Raw genomic sequence first — 16,934 nt, forward strand, 5'->3', positions numbered from 1 at the left:
CGCCGCGGCAGGAGGGGCGACCCGTGCTCGCGCGTCAGCAGCAGCGGGCTCCCGGGTTGCGGTCCTGCTCGCGCATGCGGTCGCGCCAGAACTGGCGTTCGGTCGGCACCGGCGCATCCGGATGGTGCGCTCGCTGATGCGCGACGTAGGTCTCGTACGCGCGGTCTCCCATCAGGGTGGTGAGGTACCACCGGATGCCCGAGGCCGCCCTCCGCACCCGGCGCCACACGACGCCGGGTGCGGAGCGCAGCTCGTGCTGCGAGGTGCTCATCAGTGTGCGCCCCTGCTGCGCACGGTGCCGGTGGCGGCATCGTGCTCGTGCCACTGCGCCTCGAGGGCGCGCTCGGACTTGCTGGCGATCAGACCCGACGGCGCGTAGATGCGCGACGGGATCGGCTCATCCTCACCGTCGTCGGTGACGCCCCTGCGGATGGAGTTCACCGCCGAGATGACCGCGACGGCGATGACGACGATCGTCAGCACGACGAACACGATCGACAGGGTCCCCTGCACGGCCGTGTTGCGGATCACGGCCTCGACGACCTCGGGCTCGCCGAGGCTGCCGTCGCCGGCCGCCTGCGCCGCACGGTACTTCGCGTTGTTGGCCCAGTATCCGATCGCCGGAACCGGCGAGAAGATCTTGTACATCGATGCGGTGATCGTGATGACCGCGGTGAACGCGAGCGGCACGGCGATGATCCACAGCCAGCGCACGTAGCTCGGCCCCCGCTTGGCGACGATGGCGAACACCACGGCGAGCGCGATCGCCGCGAGCAGCTGGTTGGCGATGCCGAACAGGGGGAAGAACGTGTTGATGCCGCCGAGCGGGTCGGTGACGCCGAGGATGAGGATGTAGCCCCAGCCGGCGACCATGATGCCGGTGCAGATCCACACCCCCGGGCGCCAGCTGATGTCGCGGAACTTCGGCACCCAGGCGCCGATCGAGTCCTGCAGCATGAAGCGCGCCACTCGCGTGCCTGCGTCGACCGCGGTGAGGATGAACAGCGCCTCGAACATGATGGCGAAGTGGTACCAGAACCCCATCATGGCGGTGCCGCCGCCGATCTGCTGCATGATGTGCGCGAGACCCAGCGCGAGCGTGGGGGCGCCGCCGGTGCGCGAGACGACGGTCTCTTCGCCGACCGCCGCCGCCGTGCTCGTGAGCATGTCGGGGGTGAGGTTGACGCCGGTGAGACCGAGCGAGTTGACGAAGGCCACGGCGCCCTCGACCGTGCCGCCGGTGAGCGCGGCGGGCGAGTTCATCGCGAAGTAGATGCCCTGGTCGATCGAGATCGCCGCGACCAGAGCCATGATCGCGACGAACGACTCCATTAGCATCCCGCCGTAGCCGATGAAGCGCGTCTGGCGCTCCTTCTCGACGAGCTTCGGGGTCGTGCCGGACGAGATCAGGGCGTGGAAGCCTGAGAGAGCTCCGCAGGCGATCGTGACGAACAGGAAGGGGAAGAGCGTTCCCGAGAACACCGGGCCCAGGCCCGTCTCGGCGAACTCGGTGAACGCCGGCACCTCGATCTCGGGGCGAACCAGCACGATGGCACCGGCGAGCATGACGATCACGCCGATCTTCATGAAGGTCGACAGGTAGTCACGAGGAGCGAGCAGCAGCCAGACCGGCAGCACGGCGGCGATGAAGCCGTAGACGATGATGGCCCAGGCGATGGTGGTGCGGTCGAGGTGGAAGATGGCCTGGCCCCACTCGGTCGCCGCGACCGCCCCGCCGCCGGCGATGGCCGCGATGAGCAGCACGAAGCCGATCAGCGAGACCTCGGTGATGCGCCCGGGGCGCAGGAATCGCAGGTAGAGGCCCATGAAGAGGGCGATCGGGATGGTCATCGCGACGCTGAACACGCCCCACGGGCTCTCGCCGAGAGCGTTGACCACGACGAGCGCGAGGATCGCGACGATGATGATCATGATGAGCAGCGAGGCGATGATCGCCGCCGTGCCGCCCACCTTGCCGAGCACATCGCGGGCCATCTGGCCGATCGAGCGCCCGCCGCGGCGCATCGAGAAGAACAGCACCGTGTAGTCCTGCACGGCGCCCGCCAGCACGACGCCGACGATGATCCAGATCGTGCCGGGCAGGAAGCCCATCTGCGCTGCGAGGACGGGGCCGACGAGCGGGCCGGCACCGGCGATCGCGGCGAAGTGGTGACCGTAGAGCACCCGACGATCGGTGGGGACGTAGTCCTTGCCGTCCTGCTTCGCCTCGGCGGGCGTCGCACGGCGGTCGTCGGGGCGGGTGATGTAGCGCTCGATCACCTTCGAGTAGAACCGGTAGCCGATCAGGTAGGTGCAGACCGCCGCGAAGACGAACCAGATGGCGTTGACGGTCTCGCCCCGCACGATGGCGAGCATGGTCCAGGCCACCGCGCCGAGCAGCGCGATCGCGACCCAGAGCACGATCTTCGGCAGCGTCATCTTGGATTCGCGCTCGAGCTCGGCTTCGGGAACGGCTACCGGCGGCAGCGCCGGATCCTGCACGAGCGCGTCAGCGCCCCTGCGTGGTTCTCGGGAGGAAGTCATGGGAAGTCTCCTTAATACGCGTCGTTGCGCTGTGGGGCGCGGTTCGTCACGCTGAGGCGCGGCCCTCTCAGATTACGAAGGACGCGCGACGGGGACGGCAGGGCACGCGGCAGGACTTCCAGCTCGGAGTGAGGGTGCGCCTCTAGACTGGACGGTCGATTCACCCCCTACCTTCTCTCGATGACTGATTCTTCTGCGCCCCGGCACCGCTACGCGGGACTCGACGGACTTCGGGCGATCGCCGTCGTTCTGGTGCTCGCGTACCACCTGTTCCCCGGTCTCGGGGTGCGTTCGGGGCTCGTCGGCGTGGACGTGTTCTTCGTCGTCAGCGGATTCCTGATCACGTCGCTGCTGCTGCGGGAGTCGCGGCTGCCGGTGCGTCATCGCCTGCTCGACTTCTGGCGCCGGCGGGCACGGCGCCTGCTGCCCGCGCTGTTCCTGATGCTCGGTGCGAGTGCGACCGCCGCGTGGGTCATCGGGGGCGACGTGCTGGTCGGCATCGGACGACAGCTGCTGGGCGCGGCGACCTTCAGCTACAACTGGCTCGCACTCGCCGACGGCTCGGACTACTTCGCGGCCGCAGAGCCCGAGCTGTTCCGCAACGTGTGGTCTCTCGCGGTCGAAGAGCAGTTCTATCTGCTCTGGCCGCCGCTGCTGCTGCTCGTCGTCGCCACGGTGAAGTGGCGGTGGGTGCGGGTTGCGGGAGCCCTTGCCGCCGCCGGCGCCTCGGCGTGGTGGATGTCTGCTCTCGCCGGTGATGCGCTCGCGACGCGGGCGTACTTCGGAACCGACTCGCACGCGTTCGGGCTGCTCCTCGGCATCGCGCTGGCCTTCGCGGTGCAGCGCATTCCGTCGTCGACATATCGACTGTCGCGCTCCGCTCAGCTGGTGACATCCGGCCTCGGGATGCTCGGGATCGGCCTCATCGTCTTCGCCGCGTTCTCGGATGCTGCCGCTCTGCCCGGCACCCTGCTGCTGGCATCCGTCGGCTCTCTGCTGGCGGTCTTCGCGGGCGTCCTCCCCGGCTCGTGGTTCGGTCGCGCGATCGACGTCGCCCCGCTGCGCTGGATCGGCGACCGCTCGTACGGCATCTACCTGTGGCACTGGCCTCTGCTCGTGCTCGTGTCCGCCGCGTCCGGCGTCGTCGTCGGTTCGGCTGCGGCCGTACCGGTGTGGGTCGGTGCGGTGGCACTGGTGCTGACTCTCGGGATCGCCACCGCGTCGTACCGGTTCGTCGAGACACCGGTGCGACGCAGCGGCTTCCGGCGGGCCTGGCGTGGCGTCAGAGTGCGCCGCGTGCGCATCGTCGGCGCGATCACCGTCGGCACGGCTGCGCTCGGCGGCACGACCGCAGCCGTCGCGAGCGCGCCCGAGATGACCACCTCCGAGATGGTGATCCGGGCCGGAGCGGCGGCGAAGCCGACGCCGATGCCGACGACCTCCGCAACGCCGGCAGCCGTCGCGGGAGAGGACGTCACGGCCGTCGGAGACTCGGTGATGCTGGCATCCGCCCCCGCGCTGTACGAGCGGATGCCAGGGATCGCCGTCGACGCCGAGGTGTCACGCTCGATCTGGGCCGGAGGCGACATCATCGACGCGCTCGAGTCGTCGGGGCAGCTGCGCGAGCACGTCGTGGTCGCGCTCGGCACGAACGGCTCGGTCGACCAGGGGATGCTGAAGCGGATCGCCCGCACGGTCGGGCGCGACCGCGACCTCGTGCTGGTGAACGCCTACGCGCCCCGCGACTGGATTCCGGGTGTCAACCGCGACCTCGCCGCCTTCGCCAACGCCCGCACGGGCGTCGTCGTCGCGGACTGGTCCGGGGCGATCGCTCCTCACCTCGACCTGCTGGCCGGCGACCAGATCCACCCCGGGTCAGCCGGAGGCGAGATCTTCGCGGAGGTCGTCGAGAAGGGCATCCGGGATGCCGAGGCCGAGCGGCACGCCAGGCCGAAGGCCCTGGGGTGGGAGCCTTACGCGCAGTAGCGCCATCAGACGCCGGCGCGGGTTCAGTCTCCGACGGCGACCTTCGCCTTCGCCCACGATCGGCCGCGGGTGTCCTTCAGGATCGTGTACTCCACGTCGACGTGCGGCTCGATCGCGCTGTACTTGTCGTTCGGAGCGCCGATCACGAGCTGGAACCCCAGCCCGCGCCACGCCCCGATCGCACGCTTCGTGAAGTGCGCGTCCGCCTTGATCAGAGCCTCGTCCATGAACACCGGCGCATATCGCGGACGCGATGCACCGGCATCCCCCAGCTGGTACCGCAATGCGGCACCGACGATGAACGCGACCAGCTCCTGCGACTCCCCACCCGACTTCTCGCCGATGTGGTCGTACAGCGCGACGTGCTCGCCGGTAGCGGCGAGCACCCGCTCGGCCGACACCCGCACGTGGTTTCGCACATCGATCAGCTCGGCGAAGTCCGGTGCCGTACGGCGCATCCGCCCGATCAGCCGGCTCATCCGCCTGTACGCGTGCTCGCGCTCGTCGTCGGTCGAGGCGGCCTCGATCAGTCCGCGCACCTCGCGCAGCTCACGACGGAACCGCTTGCGCGCCTCGGACTGGTTCTCGCGCGGCGAGATCTGCAGGCGGTGCTGGTCGTCGTAGAACGGCAGCTCGCGCATGATGCTGTTGATCGGCTCGATGCGCTCCTTGATCTCGCGCACCGACCGGCTCAGGGTCGAATCCAGGCTGGTCAGGTCGTTGCCCGACAGCTTCAGCAGGCTGTCGCGCCACTCCCCCTCGAGCTCGTGCAGGCCGTTGGTGCGCAGTGCCTCGAGGATGCCGAGGAACTCGCCGACAGAGGAATCCGGATCGGGAAGCAGATTCAGGTTCGGCCACCGCTCGAGGAACGACGACATCAGCTGCCGCATGCGCTCGCGCTGCTCGTCGTACGCCTCTTCGGCCGCACGACGATCGGATGCCAGACGCGCGGCGGCCGACTTCAGAGCCAGATCGAGGCGCGCCAGACGATCGCTCGCCGACAGCCCCTCGCCGTCGCCGGACGCGGAGAGCATGAACCGGTCGTCGAGGAACGCCGCCTGAGCGGCATCCACCGACATCTCGGACGCATCGTCGACCACCCGCTGGCAGTCGTCGACGTCGTCGGTCACGGCACCCCAGCGCTCCTGGGTCTCAGCGCGCTGCGCGCCGAGCGCACCGATCTCGTCACGCAGCACCGCCGCCCGCACCTTGAGCGACTCGGCGCGCTCACGCAGATCGGCGATCTCCGGATTCGCGGTCGTGACCTCGGCCTCGACGGCCGCCCAACGATCGACCTCCGCCCCCAGCGAAGCGACGTCGATCTGCTCCCAGGTCAGGTCATGGATCATCGCGAAGGCCGTCGAGCGCTGCTCGATGGCATCCATCGCCTCCTCGGCCTCCGTCACCGCGGCGGTCGCCGCCGACACCTCGGCCTCGAGAGCAACGGCCTGCTCGTCGAGCGCACGCAGGCGCCGCTCGTTCGAGAAGCCGAGCACGTTCTCGCGGCCGTGCCCGCCGTGCGCGCCACGGCTGCCCTGCGACATCTGTCCTGAGATGGTCAGGGCCGTCGTGTGCGCAGACAGCTGCGCCGACGAATCGACGCAGACGAAGCCGAAGCGCTCATCGAGCCGCTGCTGCAGCCAGCCGGTGAACGGTGTCGATCGGTGGTCGAGACGGCCGGGGAGCGTGCGCGCATCGGCGCTGGTCGACTCCGCCAGTCCGGTCTGGACGCCCTCGTACCTCAGCCGGATCGGCAGGCGCACCTCGTCTATGGCAGCACGGAAGCGGGCGAGGTGCGCGTCGTCGATCAGCAGCGTCGTGGCGAAGCCGCCCAGGGCGAGGTTGAACGCCTCGCGCCACGGCTCGAACTCGGTGCGCACCTCGATCAGCTCGCCGACGAACGGCAGGTCATCGGCGTCGAGGCCGGCGGCCTCCGCCAGCAGGGTGCGGGCCCGGTCGAGAGGAGCAGGGATGCTGCCGCGCAGCCGATCGGCCTCGGCGCGCTCTTCAGCGAGCTCGCGACGGCGCTTCGCGAGCGCCTGCCGGGCTGATTCGGCCTCTGCGAATCTCGCTCGCGCGTCGCGGCGGGCGGACGCCTCGGACTGCGCTGCCCGCGCCGCGGCCTGCACCTCGGCGAACTCCTCAGCCGTGGATGCCGACAGGCCGAGGTCGCGCAGCACGCTGTCGAAGCGGTCGCGCTCACGCTGCACCTCGGCGAGGCGGCGCTCGACCGTGCGCAGCTCTCGCTGCGCGGTCTCGAGACGGTCGCCGCCCGATTGCCGCAGCAGGTCGAGCAGGCCGTCTCGCTCAGCCTCGGCCGCGTCGACCAGCGCCTTCTTCTCCCGCAGGGTCAGGTCGAGCGCGTGCGTGCGGTCGCGCAGCTCGGCCTCGACCTCGCGCAGCAGATCGAGGCGCCGCTCGGCCCGCCACAGCGTGGCGCGCGAGTCCGGCGACGCGAAGTCGCCGACCTGGTCGATCAGCTGCAGCTGCTCGGCCGCCGCGGCGATGCGGTCTTGGATGCCCTGGATCGGCTCGAGCGCGTTCACCTGCTGCCGTGCGGTGATCATGCTCGTGCGGGTGCTCTCGAGCTCATCGAAGTGCGCGACCACGGCATCCGCCGTCGCCATCGTCTCCGGCTCTTCGAGGACCAGACGCTTGTAGAGGTCGTCGACCGTGGTGATCTGCTGACCGGCCTGGATGCGCGCGAGCAGGCTCATCGCCTTCGCGCCCGAACCCGCGGCGCCGATGCCGAGCACGGCATGCAGACGGGCCGAGAACTCGCGATCGGTCGCGAGCGTGTCGAGGCCGAGCGAGCGAAGCGAGGAATCCGCGAGTCGGTGCCCCGCAGCCTCTTCGAGCCGGGCGAGATCGAAGAACCCGTCGGCGGTCGCGCGAACGCGCACGGTGTCTTCGAGAATGCGCGCGCCGGCCGGGATGTACCAGGCACGCAGCGCCGTGAAGCGCGAGCCGTCGTGGTCGAGCCACGTCATGGCGATGGCCGTCCAGGTGTCTTCGCCGTCGCCGCGCAGCACGCGCAGCCTGGTGCCCTCGTCGGTGCGCGACTCGTCGATCTTGCCGCGACCGTACGAGAGGATGTTGCGCTGCTCGTCGCCGCGCGGACGGCCTGTGATGCCGCCGTTCGACGCGCCGTTGAAGGGCGTCGTGTGCGGCATCATGAGGGCGATGTACGCATCCATCAGGGTCGATTTGCCCGAACCGGACCCACCGCACAGCATGGTCGCGTTCGGCGAGAAGCGCACCCTGTGCGGGCCGCCGTCGTACCCGCCCCAGTTGATCAGCTGCAGGTCCTCGGCGACCCACTGCTGGCCCCGGGACTCGGCGGGGATCAGCCCGAAGAGCGTGTCGAGCATCGTCACAGCGCTGCCTCCTTCTGAGCCTTCTCGGCCTGTGCGGCCTGCCGCGACGCCTGCTCGCGCAGCCATGCACGCAGCTCGGCGAGCTTCTCGGCGCTCAGCACGACCTCGACCAGCGGACTGATCCGATAGCGGCCGAGCGTCTCCTCATCGATCACGCCCTCGCGGTCGAGCCGGTCGAGCGCCGCGCGGATCGCCTTCTGCTGTCGTGCGATGCTTCCGTCGGCGTCGGTCAGGTAGCTGAGCACGGTCTGCTCGACGTCTTCGACGTCGATGCGCGGCGCCGGCTCACCCGCCGCCGATTCGCGCTGGAACACGGTGCGCAGATGCACGAGCACGAGGGTCTCGGTGCGGTTGTACGGGGCGTCCTTCAGCAGGATGGGCACCTCGAACTCGTCGGATCGCACCTGCTGCTTGTACGCCACACCCCGGCCGAGGTCGACGACCAGGCGCAGGTACAGATCGTGCATCCGCGACTCGATCAGCTGCTGATGCTCGAGCAGCAGCGCCCACTCGGCTCGGCTGTCGGCGCTGAGGAAGCGGCGCTGCAGCACGTGCACGAGCACCCGGCGCACCTCGGCGTCGAGCGTGCCGCGGTCACCGGGGAAGAGCTCGTCGAGGTCGTCTTCCATCGCGACCGGTGCGATGAACGGAGCCTGGGGCTCGGCATCCGGCTGCTCTTCGGCCTCCGCCGCACCGCCATCGAGAGTCTGGTCAGTCATCGTCGTCCTCCTCAGCCGCGCGGGCGATCGCCGAGACGAACGCGAAGCGTCTCACGGTGCCGTCGGGGCGCAGCGTCTCGACGGTCGACAGACCGTCGGTCTCGTTCATGCCGTTGCGGTGCGCGATCTCGACCAGACCGACGAGGTCGACCGGGCGCCGCGTGTCATCGGGGACGCCGGCGAAGGCATCTCCCAGGTCGAACTCCTGCCCGAGGCCGGCGACGTACGCCTCGAGCTCGGCATACCGCGGCCCGCCCCACGAACGCGAATCGGCCTCGAGGTACTCGACGTCGTCGGCATCCGTCAGCGGCGCCGGAGCGCCGGGCGGGCGCACGTCGCCGACCGTCTGGCGCAGTCGGCCCAGGTCGATCAGCGGCAGGCTGCGCACCGGGTCGACCATCGCGTTCGACGGCGCGGTCTGGGCCCACTGATGCAGACCGGAGATGACGTCGCGCAGCAGGTCGTCGATCTGCCTGTCGCGCAGGGGGTCGTGCGTCTTCACCTGGCCGGTGATCACGTGCGAGGCGCGGCGCTGAGCCGCGAGCACCTCTTCGACGCCGAGCTCCACCCGGCGGCCGATCGCGTCGAACTCCGCCCGCTGTGCGCTGTCGAGGTGACGCGCGAAGGGATGGGCGAGCAGGTCGTGCAGCTGCTCGGCGAGCGCGTCGATGCGCTCGGGATCGCCGATCAGGCGCAGCGCTCCGGCGAACGCGCGGCCTTCGGGCGTCGACTGCATGACGTCTTTGGCTCGCTGCAGGTATTCGCGCAGCACCTCACCCGTCGGGCGCTCATCGCGGCGCAGGTGCGCGACGACGTCGCGCTGCATGGCCTTGAGCGACTCGGCGACTCGCGTGAAGTCAGCGGGCAGCTCGCGCGCGAGATGCAGGATGTTCTCGGCCTCTTCGTAGAGCTCCTCGTCGTCGACGGGAACCGTGCCGTTCGCCTGCACCCGCAGTATCTCGGCGTCGAGGGCGTCGCGCTCGGCGGTCAGGCGGGCGATGCGCTTGACGGGATCGCCCTCGGCCTCGTCGGCCAGCCGCTCGACGGCGTCGAGCAGGGTGCGCACACGCGAGTTCGAGACCCTGGTGCGCCCGCCGCCCGTGCGACCGGTGATCTCGAGAGCCTCCACCGCATGCGCCGAGAGGCGGTAGACCTCGACGTCGTCGTCGATCTGCTGCACCAGCCAGCCCTGCTTGGCCCAGGTGCGGCACACCTCGCGACCGCTGCCGGCGGGGATGCGCCGGTCATCATCGTCGTGACCAGCCGAGCGCAGCTCGTCGAGCGCCTCGGCGACCTCTGCATGCGCGTCGGCGACGGGAACGGAGGGGCGCTCGGCGGAGAACAGCATCGACAGGGCGGCGATGACGAAGGGCGCCTGGCGACCGTGAAGCAGCCCCAGCGTCGGCGTACGGAAAGCCGCGAGGGAGCGAGAGTATGCCGCCTCGGCACGCGCGCCAGTCACACGCTCCAGTTTATCGATGGCACCAGCCCGTTCGAATCCTCGGGCCGGGACCGGACTCCGACGTGCCGTCAGGGGTGACGGAGACGACCATCTGTGAGCAGGTGGCCGTAGCCGCTCTCGTGGTCGGGGAAGCGGAAGCGGAATCCGGATGCCAGCAGCCGGGCGTTCGAGCAGCGTCGCGTCCCTCCGCGTGTGCGCTCGACGTCACCGGTGGGCGGCTCGGGCACCCCCAGCCTGTCGGCGATGAACCGCAGCACCTCGCCGAGCTCGGCCGGCGACTCATCGACGCCGAGGTACAGCCGCTCGGGCCGCTCCGCCCTGGTGAGCAGGTGCACGGCCGCCGCTGCGGCGTCGTCGCGGTGGATGCGGTTCGTGATCGCCGAGGCCCGCGGGATCACCGCGCGCCCGTCGCGCACCAGGTCGATCAGACGCGTGCGCCCCGGACCGTAGATGCCGCCGAGGCGCAGCACGACAGCATCCGTCGACCGACCGGCGAAGAAGTCCAGGAACCGCCGCTCGGCCTCGAGCAGCGCCGCCGCGCGCCCCTCGGACGCGAGGATGGGCGTCGTCTCGTCGACCACGCCCGACATCGAGCCGTATACGGCGGTCGACGAGACGAGCACGGCGCGCCGTGGCGCCGCGCCCGCGGCATCCATCGACTGCAGCACTCGATCGAGCCCGGTGAGGTAGGTGTGCTCGTAGTCATCATCGCGGCCGGGCGCTGCCGCGATCACCAGCAGGTCGGCGCCGGGCCAGGCGGCGCCGACCGTGATGTCGACGGCCTCGAACTCGATGCCCGAGGTCGAGGCGGCGGGCGGGGTGCGGCGCCAGCCGATCACCCGTTCTCCCATCGCCCGCAGCCGAAGGCCGATCTCCGTGCCGAGATCGCCGCACCCGACGATGAGGGCCGTGCTCATGCCAGGCCGCCGTTCGTGAAGATCGTCTGGCCGTTGACCCAGCGCGCCGGGCCGGCGAGGAAGGCGACGGTCTCGGCGATGTCGGAGGGCTGGCCGAGCCGTTCGAGAGGCACGGCCTTAGCAAGCCCCTGCACCGACTCGTCGCTCCTGCCATCGAGGAACAGCGGGGTCGCGGTGGGGCCGGGAGCGACGGCGTTGACGGTGATGTCGCGGCCGCGCAGTTCACGCGCGAGGATCAGCGACAGGCTCTCGACCGCCGCCTTGGTAGCCACATAGGGCCCATAGGTCGGGAACTGCGTGCGGGTGACGCTCGTCGAGAAGTTGATGATCGCCCCGCCGGCGCGCACGTGCTTCGCGGCCAGCTGCGAGACGACGAACGTGCCGCGCAGGTTGGTGCGAACGATGCGGTCGAAGTCGTCGAGCGAGTAGTCGGCGATCGGGCCGAGCATCATCACGCCTGCCGTGTTCACGACAACGTCGACGCCACCGAACGCCTGCCCGACGGCGTCGAAGGCCGCCTGCATGGCCTGCTCGTCGGCGACGTCACCGCCGACGGCGAGGGCCTGTCCGCCCGTGTCGATGATCTCGGCGACGAGCGCGTTCGCCGCGGACTCGTTGCCCGCGTAGTGGACGGCGACCGCGAGGCCGTCGGCGGCGAGCCGCTGGGCGACGGCCCTGCCGATGCATCCGGAGGCGCCGGTGACGAGAGCGACGCGGATGCTGGACGTGGTGCTCATGTGCTCTTCTTCTCTTGACGTGCGATCGGTCGGGCGACACGCTGCAGCCATTCGGCGAGCAGGTCGCGCTCTGCGGCTGTGAAGGCCTCGGAGGTCGTGAGGTGGGCGGCGACGGTGGTCGCGGCTGCGGCGAGGGGGTCGCCCTGCGGGGCGCCGTCGATGACGAGGGAGTCGAGCACGGCATCCCTCGTAGAGGCGGATGCCGTGGCATCCGGATAGCTCTCCGGACGAAGGATGAGCCCGAGGGCCACCCCGCTGTTCGCAGCCATCACGATTCGGGCGGCATCGGCCGCCGGCATCCGGAGCCGACCCTGCGATGCGAGCCGCTGCAGGATGCCCTCGAGCAGCCCCATCGCCTCAGCCATCGCGGTGGGCCGGGTGGCGAGGGTCGAGGCGAAGACCAGACGGTAGGCGTGCGGATGCCGCAGCGCGAACGCGGTGTGGTTGTCCCACCCCGCGCGAAGGTCGTCGAGCGGATCGGCGGACTGCTCAGCTGCGCGCTTCGAAGCGAGGTACTCGCCCCAGACCCGGTCGGCGACAGCCGCGAGCAGGCCGTCTTTGTCGCCGAAGTGCCGGTACAGCACCGGCTGCGTGACCCCGGCCGCCTCGCAGACGGCGCGCGTGGAGATCTCTCCCGACGGCGAGTGCGCGAGCAGCTCGGCCGCCTTCCGGAGTATCGCTGTTCTCGTATCCACGTAGCAATGATAACACTATGTGCATATCGGCGATACTCGCCCGTTCTCCTCGTCGGTGTTCCGCTCGCCGCACAGCAGCGCCATCATGAGGCGTCGGGCATCTCGTCGCCGGGGTCGCGCTGCTCGTGATCGGCGCCAACCTGGCGGTCGAGTCCATCATCGGGCTGGTCGCGGGCGAGCATCCGACGATCGGGACGGTGCGGCTCTTCGGCCAGACGATCTGGCTCGGGTGGCTGATGGTAGCGGTGATGGTGGTCGTCGTGGTCGGCCCGGTGTTCATCTACGGGCCCGCGAAGGCGCGGCTCGCCCCTGTGCTGCACAACAAGCTGCTCTACGCCGACGCCGACATGGCGAAGGCCGACTGGCAGACCAACGTCGCCTCTATCGTCGGCGTGCTCGGCATCGGCGTGGGAGCGTGGTGGCTCGACGGCGCCGCCGCCATCTTCATCTCACTCGGCATCGTGTGGGACGGCTGGCGCAACACGAAGGGCGCTGTGCTCGACCTGATGGATCAGCGCGCCACGACCTATGACGACAGGAGCGCGCATCCGCTGGCCGGCCGGATCGTGCAGGAGCTGCGCGAGCAGGGCTGGGTGGCGGATGCCGCCGTGCGGGTGCGCGACCTCGGCCAGGTCTTCCAGGTCGAGGCGTTCGTCGTGCCCGCCCGCCGCCGGGTGAAGGCGACCGATGTCGACGCGGCGTCGTCGATGATCGCCGGACTCGACTGGAAGGTGCAGGACGTCGTGGTCATCCCCGTGACTGAGCTGCCGACCGAGGCAGACGACGGCGAGATCTGACCCGCGGGCCCCGGCTTTCATGCCGAGATCCGCACGAGACCGCGCCGCTGGGGCCCGGTCTCGTGCGAAAACGGACGTCTCGCGTCAGAGCGGCGTGGGGGGGGTCAGTGCTCGCCGAGCTGCGCAGTCGGGGTGCGGAACGTCTCGCGGAGTCCCCAGGCGCACAGGGCGAGCAGCACGCAGGCCGCGCCCGAGTACAGGCCGACACCCAGTGAGCCCTCGTTGAAGGCGATGAACAGAGCGGTCGCGACCGGCGCCGCGGTGCCACCGCCGAGCGCGGCACCGATCTGGTACGTGGCCGAGATCGACGAGTAGCGGCTCTCCTTCGAGAACTGCTCGCCGAGGAACGCCGGGATCACACCCTGCGGCATGGCCATGAACACGCTCATCAGGATGTTGCCGACGATGGCGAGCAGCAGGATGCCGCTGTCGACGGTTCCGAGGAACGCGAAGAAGAACAGACCGTAGATGATCGACCCGCCGATCACGACCTTCTTGCGTCCGATGCGGTCTGACAGCAGGCCCATGAGCGGAGCAGCGGTCACGAACCCGACCGAGCCCACCAGCTGGAACACGAGGGTCTCGTTGTCGTCCCACCCGCGGTTGAGCGTGTAGGTCATGGCGAAGATCGTGCCGACATAGGCGACGGTGTTGTAGCCGAACGCGACCCCGATGGCGAGCAGCATCTGCTTCGGGTGACGACGGATGGCGGCGACCAGGGGCACGCGCGGCGCGGCCTGCTTGTCGACCTTCTCGTCTGGCATCCGGGTGCGGGCGATCAGGCCGATGACGACCAGCAGTCCGCCCAGCCAGAACGCGATGCGCCAGGCTCCGTCTTCGAGGCTGAGACCGGGGATCGCGGCGATGATGAGGAACACGATCGTTCCGAACACGCTGCCCAGGCCGATGCCCATGCTGGTGAAGCTGCCCCACAGTCCGCGGCGCGACTCCGGAGCGTTCTCGATGCCGAACAGCGACGCGCCGCCCCACTCACCGCCCGCCGCGAAGCCCTGCACGAGACGCAGTGCGATCAGCAGGACGGGTGCCAGCACGCCGACGGAGTCGTAGGTCGGCAGGCAGCCGATCAGGAAGGTGCTGATGCCCATGAGCAGCAGGGTGAGCACGAGCATGGACTTGCGGCCGATGCGGTCGCCGAAGTGCCCGACGACGATGCCGCCGAGCGGGCGGGCGATGAATCCGACACCGAAAGCGGCGAAGGCCACCAGCGTGCCGACCAGGCGGTCTTCGGTGGGGAAGAACAGCTGCGGGAAGACGAGCGAGGCGGCGAAGCCGTAGATGATGAAGTCGTAGAACTCGAGCGCGGTGCCGAGGCCGGAGATGAAGAAGGTGCGCAGTCCGGTGACGCGCCGGGCGGGAGCCTCGGCGCGACCGTCGGGTGCGGTCTGAGTGTTCGTCATGGAATTCGTCCTTGAATCTGCGAAAGGACCGGATCGGGGTCCGGTGGAGGGGCGCTGGCAAAGCTAGTTAGGCAAAACGTTTTATGCAATACTGGTGATCCATACACGTTCGGCTCGGGCGAGAGGGAGTGGCGTGCGGCGTTCAGGAGTCACCATTCGCGACGTGGCGGCGAAGGCCGGCGTCTCGATCACGGCCGTGTCGCACGCGCTCAACGACAAGGGGACGGTCAGCGCCGCGACCAGGGAGCGCGTGCGGCGAGTCGCCGAGGACCTCGGCTATCAGGCGGATGCCTTCGCCCGCGGCATGCGCCAGTCGCGCATCGACGCCGTAGGGCTGGCGATCCGCTCGCTCGACGTCCTCGGCGATTACACGCCCGAGGGCGTCTACGTGTTCGACCGCTTCGCCGGCATCTTCGCCGCCAAGGCCCTCGCGCGCGGGCTGAGCGTCACCCTCGTGCCGGACATCAGCGGCAAGGCGGTGCCGCCGCTCGCGTTCGCTCTCGACGGCTACGCCGTGATGACCCCGCAGGAAGACGACCCGGTCACGGCGATTCTCGAGCGCAGAGGGATCCCGTACGTCACCTATGGGCGCGAACCGGGCAGGGAGCACCGCGCATGGGCGTCGGAGGACGACGCCGACGCCGCACGAAAGGCGCTGCATCACCTCGAGGCGGCCGGCGCGCGCAGCATCGCGCTCGTCAGCGGCGCCGACCGCAACGCCTGGAACCTCGAGTACGCCGAGGAGTACGAGGCGTGGTGCGGGCGCACCGGTGCCGCGGTGCGCCGCTACTCCCAGCCCGAGGGGAGCGGAGTCGAGGGCGGCGCGGAGGTCGCACGTCGCATCATCGCCGACGGGATGCCCGACGCCGTGCTGTGCATGACAGGGCGCCACGCCGCCGGACTGCAGGCGGAACTGCAGTCACGGGGAGTCGTGGTGCCGCGAGACGTGATGGTCTTCGCGGCCTCCGACTCGGAGCAGGCGCGCATGGCGAAGCCCGCGATCTCCGCGTTCTCGTTCAGCCCCGCAGAGACCGCCGAGGCGCTGCTCGACCTGCTCGTGCAGCTACTGGAGTCGGGGACCTGCGACGGACCGCGCCGCACGAAGGTGCAGATGCGGGCGCGGGCCTCTACCCGGCGTGCCAGCTCAGAGGCGTGACATGCCCTCGACAGCCGCCTCGGCAGGGTCGCCGGCGAAGTAGTCGAGCCCGAAGCCGGGAACGTCGACGGAGATCGTGAGCAGCGTCTGCCACTGATCGAGCCGCGGCAGGGAATCGTCAGGACGGATGCAGATGACCGCGCCGCCACCCTCGGTGCCGCATGCCGCCGCGGCGCGCTGCACGGACGTCAGGCCGGCCAGCGTCGCGCGCACTCCGTCGAGGTGGTCGTAGCGCTGCAGGCTCTCGGCGCTGTCGGGCATGGTGTCACCCTCGGCAAGCTGCGGGTCGAGGAAGTGGTTGGTGTGGAAGAGCCACCCGTCGGCGGCGGGATGCACGATCGCCATGCCTGCGGGCGACAGCTCGAGGCTGGCCGCACGGGATCCGGCGGCGGTGGACTCGAAGACGGTCAGCACTGTGGAGGCGCTGACCGCGGCGCTTTGGGCGATGCGGATCGCATCGTCGAGGCTGCGGGCTTCGTCGAGCACGCGTCGCGCCACGGCGTGCACCGGCACTCCCCCGGCGTCGGAATCCGAGACGTGCGACAGGATGTTGAAGTGCAGGCCGACGCCCGCGTCGTTGACGCCGATCTTGGCTGCGGTGCCGAACTCGGTGAAGAGCTTCACGTTCAGGCCTGCATCGGAGACGTAGGCGCGCATGAGCCCCTCCGGCACGAGGAACTCGTGCCAGTCCCAAGTCTGCATGGTCTCGGGGGCGGTGTCGTCGCCGGTGAGGACCGCCGTCGAGCATTCGGCACCGCGGGCCGGGGCGATGCCGAGGATCTCGGTGCGGGCGCCGACGGATGCCAGCTGCCACAGCTCGATGCCGGTCGAGGCGGCGATCGCCTCGGTCTCGGCCGCCAGGCCCGGCGCCCACGCGGTGAGCGATGCGTGCGAGCGCTCGGCGATGGTGCGGACGGTCTCGGCAGGGATGCCGAGCTCGCCGAAGTGCTCGAGGTAGAGCCGAACGCTCTCGCGGAACTGCGGGGCGAACTCGGCGCCGAGCTCACGGCCGCCGTCCGCGGCGTTCGTGGCGGTGCTGGCGTGCAGGAGAAGCTTCATGGTTCGCCAGCGTAGGAGTGCAAAACGTTTTGTGCAAGGCGCCGGCACGGCGCCGGATACGACAAAA

The 16,934-nt window shown here is 69.9% G+C and carries 12 protein-coding genes and 1 pseudogene; 3 read left to right on the top strand and 10 right to left on the bottom strand.

Annotated features, from left to right (window positions below; genetic code table 11):
- Nucleotides 1–34: 34 nt before the first annotated feature.
- On the bottom strand, nucleotides 35–271 hold the full coding sequence (locus tag AB0N59_RS00895; RefSeq protein WP_363477436.1) for a YbdD/YjiX family protein: 237 nt from the start codon (nucleotides 269–271) through the stop codon (nucleotides 35–37).
- Complete coding sequence (locus tag AB0N59_RS00900) at nucleotides 271–2,544, bottom strand: carbon starvation CstA family protein (RefSeq protein ID WP_363477438.1); 2,274 nt, start codon at nucleotides 2,542–2,544, stop codon at nucleotides 271–273. Before AB0N59_RS00900 ends, AB0N59_RS00895 begins: the two co-directional genes overlap by 1 nt.
- A 180-nt stretch (nucleotides 2,545–2,724) precedes the next feature.
- Here AB0N59_RS00900 and AB0N59_RS00905 point away from each other — a divergent pair, with 180 nt between their 5' ends.
- The gene (locus AB0N59_RS00905; protein ID WP_363477441.1) at nucleotides 2,725–4,530 is read left to right on the top strand and encodes an acyltransferase family protein; all 1,806 of its coding nucleotides are present in this window, start codon (nucleotides 2,725–2,727) and stop codon (nucleotides 4,528–4,530) included.
- Between the two features lie 23 nt (nucleotides 4,531–4,553).
- Here the strand turns inward: AB0N59_RS00905 and AB0N59_RS00910 are convergent, their stop codons facing one another.
- The 6 genes from AB0N59_RS00910 to AB0N59_RS00935 form a co-directional block, all read right to left on the bottom strand.
- On the bottom strand, nucleotides 4,554–7,907 hold the full coding sequence (locus AB0N59_RS00910; RefSeq protein ID WP_363477444.1) for an SbcC/MukB-like Walker B domain-containing protein: 3,354 nt from the start codon (nucleotides 7,905–7,907) through the stop codon (nucleotides 4,554–4,556).
- Nucleotides 7,904–8,536 carry a DUF4194 domain-containing protein gene (locus AB0N59_RS00915; RefSeq protein ID WP_363481150.1) on the bottom strand — a complete coding sequence of 211 codons (633 nt, stop codon included), beginning with the start codon at nucleotides 8,534–8,536 and terminating at the stop codon, nucleotides 7,904–7,906. Before AB0N59_RS00915 ends, AB0N59_RS00910 begins: the two co-directional genes overlap by 4 nt.
- A gap of 82 nt (nucleotides 8,537–8,618) precedes the next feature.
- Entirely contained in the window at nucleotides 8,619–10,088 is a 1,470-nt protein-coding gene (locus AB0N59_RS00920; RefSeq protein ID WP_363477446.1) for a DUF3375 domain-containing protein, read from the bottom strand.
- A 68-nt stretch (nucleotides 10,089–10,156) separates the two neighbouring features.
- Nucleotides 10,157–11,005, bottom strand: a complete 849-nt coding sequence (locus AB0N59_RS00925) for an NAD-dependent epimerase/dehydratase family protein (RefSeq protein ID WP_363477449.1) — start codon at nucleotides 11,003–11,005, stop codon at nucleotides 10,157–10,159.
- The gene (locus tag AB0N59_RS00930; protein ID WP_363477452.1) at nucleotides 11,002–11,742 is read right to left on the bottom strand and encodes an SDR family oxidoreductase; all 741 of its coding nucleotides are present in this window, start codon (nucleotides 11,740–11,742) and stop codon (nucleotides 11,002–11,004) included. Before AB0N59_RS00930 ends, AB0N59_RS00925 begins: the two co-directional genes overlap by 4 nt.
- Complete coding sequence (locus AB0N59_RS00935; RefSeq protein WP_363477455.1) at nucleotides 11,739–12,437, bottom strand: TetR/AcrR family transcriptional regulator; 699 nt, start codon at nucleotides 12,435–12,437, stop codon at nucleotides 11,739–11,741. Before AB0N59_RS00935 ends, AB0N59_RS00930 begins: the two co-directional genes overlap by 4 nt.
- A gap of 107 nt (nucleotides 12,438–12,544) precedes the next feature.
- Between AB0N59_RS00935 and AB0N59_RS00940 the strand changes: the two are divergent.
- Nucleotides 12,545–13,234 (top strand): annotated as a pseudogene (locus tag AB0N59_RS00940) (cation transporter); the annotation flags it as partial.
- 104 nt (nucleotides 13,235–13,338) lie between these two features.
- Here the strand turns inward: AB0N59_RS00940 and AB0N59_RS00945 are convergent.
- Complete coding sequence (locus tag AB0N59_RS00945) at nucleotides 13,339–14,652, bottom strand: MFS transporter (protein ID WP_363477458.1); 1,314 nt, start codon at nucleotides 14,650–14,652, stop codon at nucleotides 13,339–13,341.
- 133 nt (nucleotides 14,653–14,785) lie between these two features.
- Between AB0N59_RS00945 and AB0N59_RS00950 the strand changes: the two genes are divergently transcribed.
- Complete coding sequence (locus AB0N59_RS00950; RefSeq protein ID WP_363477461.1) at nucleotides 14,786–15,808, top strand: LacI family DNA-binding transcriptional regulator; 1,023 nt, start codon at nucleotides 14,786–14,788, stop codon at nucleotides 15,806–15,808.
- On the opposite strand, the gene AB0N59_RS00955 is transcribed toward AB0N59_RS00950, so the two are convergent.
- A complete protein-coding gene (locus tag AB0N59_RS00955) occupies nucleotides 15,797–16,867 on the bottom strand; it encodes a C45 family peptidase (RefSeq protein WP_363477463.1) in 1,071 nt (356 codons plus the stop codon). The genes AB0N59_RS00950 and AB0N59_RS00955 overlap by 12 nt on opposite strands.
- Nucleotides 16,868–16,934 lie beyond the last annotated feature (67 nt).

It is taken from the genome of Microbacterium sp. NPDC089321 (genome assembly GCF_040684935.1).
GTDB lineage: Bacteria > Actinomycetota > Actinomycetes > Actinomycetales > Microbacteriaceae > Microbacterium.

Coding starts and splice junctions, on each gene's coding strand:
- AB0N59_RS00955 (WP_363477463.1), bottom strand. CDS start 16,867: ATGAAGCTTCTCCTGCACGCCAGCACCGCCACGAACGCCGCGGACGGC.
- AB0N59_RS00925 (WP_363477449.1), bottom strand. CDS start 11,005: ATGAGCACGGCCCTCATCGTCGGGTGCGGCGATCTCGGCACGGAGATC.
- AB0N59_RS00915 (WP_363481150.1), bottom strand. CDS start 8,536: ATGGAAGACGACCTCGACGAGCTCTTCCCCGGTGACCGCGGCACGCTC.
- AB0N59_RS00945 (WP_363477458.1), bottom strand. CDS start 14,652: ATGACGAACACTCAGACCGCACCCGACGGTCGCGCCGAGGCTCCCGCC.
- AB0N59_RS00930 (WP_363477452.1), bottom strand. CDS start 11,742: ATGAGCACCACGTCCAGCATCCGCGTCGCTCTCGTCACCGGCGCCTCC.
- AB0N59_RS00900 (WP_363477438.1), bottom strand. CDS start 2,544: ATGACTTCCTCCCGAGAACCACGCAGGGGCGCTGACGCGCTCGTGCAG.
- AB0N59_RS00895 (WP_363477436.1), bottom strand. CDS start 271: ATGAGCACCTCGCAGCACGAGCTGCGCTCCGCACCCGGCGTCGTGTGG.
- AB0N59_RS00905 (WP_363477441.1), top strand. CDS start 2,725: ATGACTGATTCTTCTGCGCCCCGGCACCGCTACGCGGGACTCGACGGA.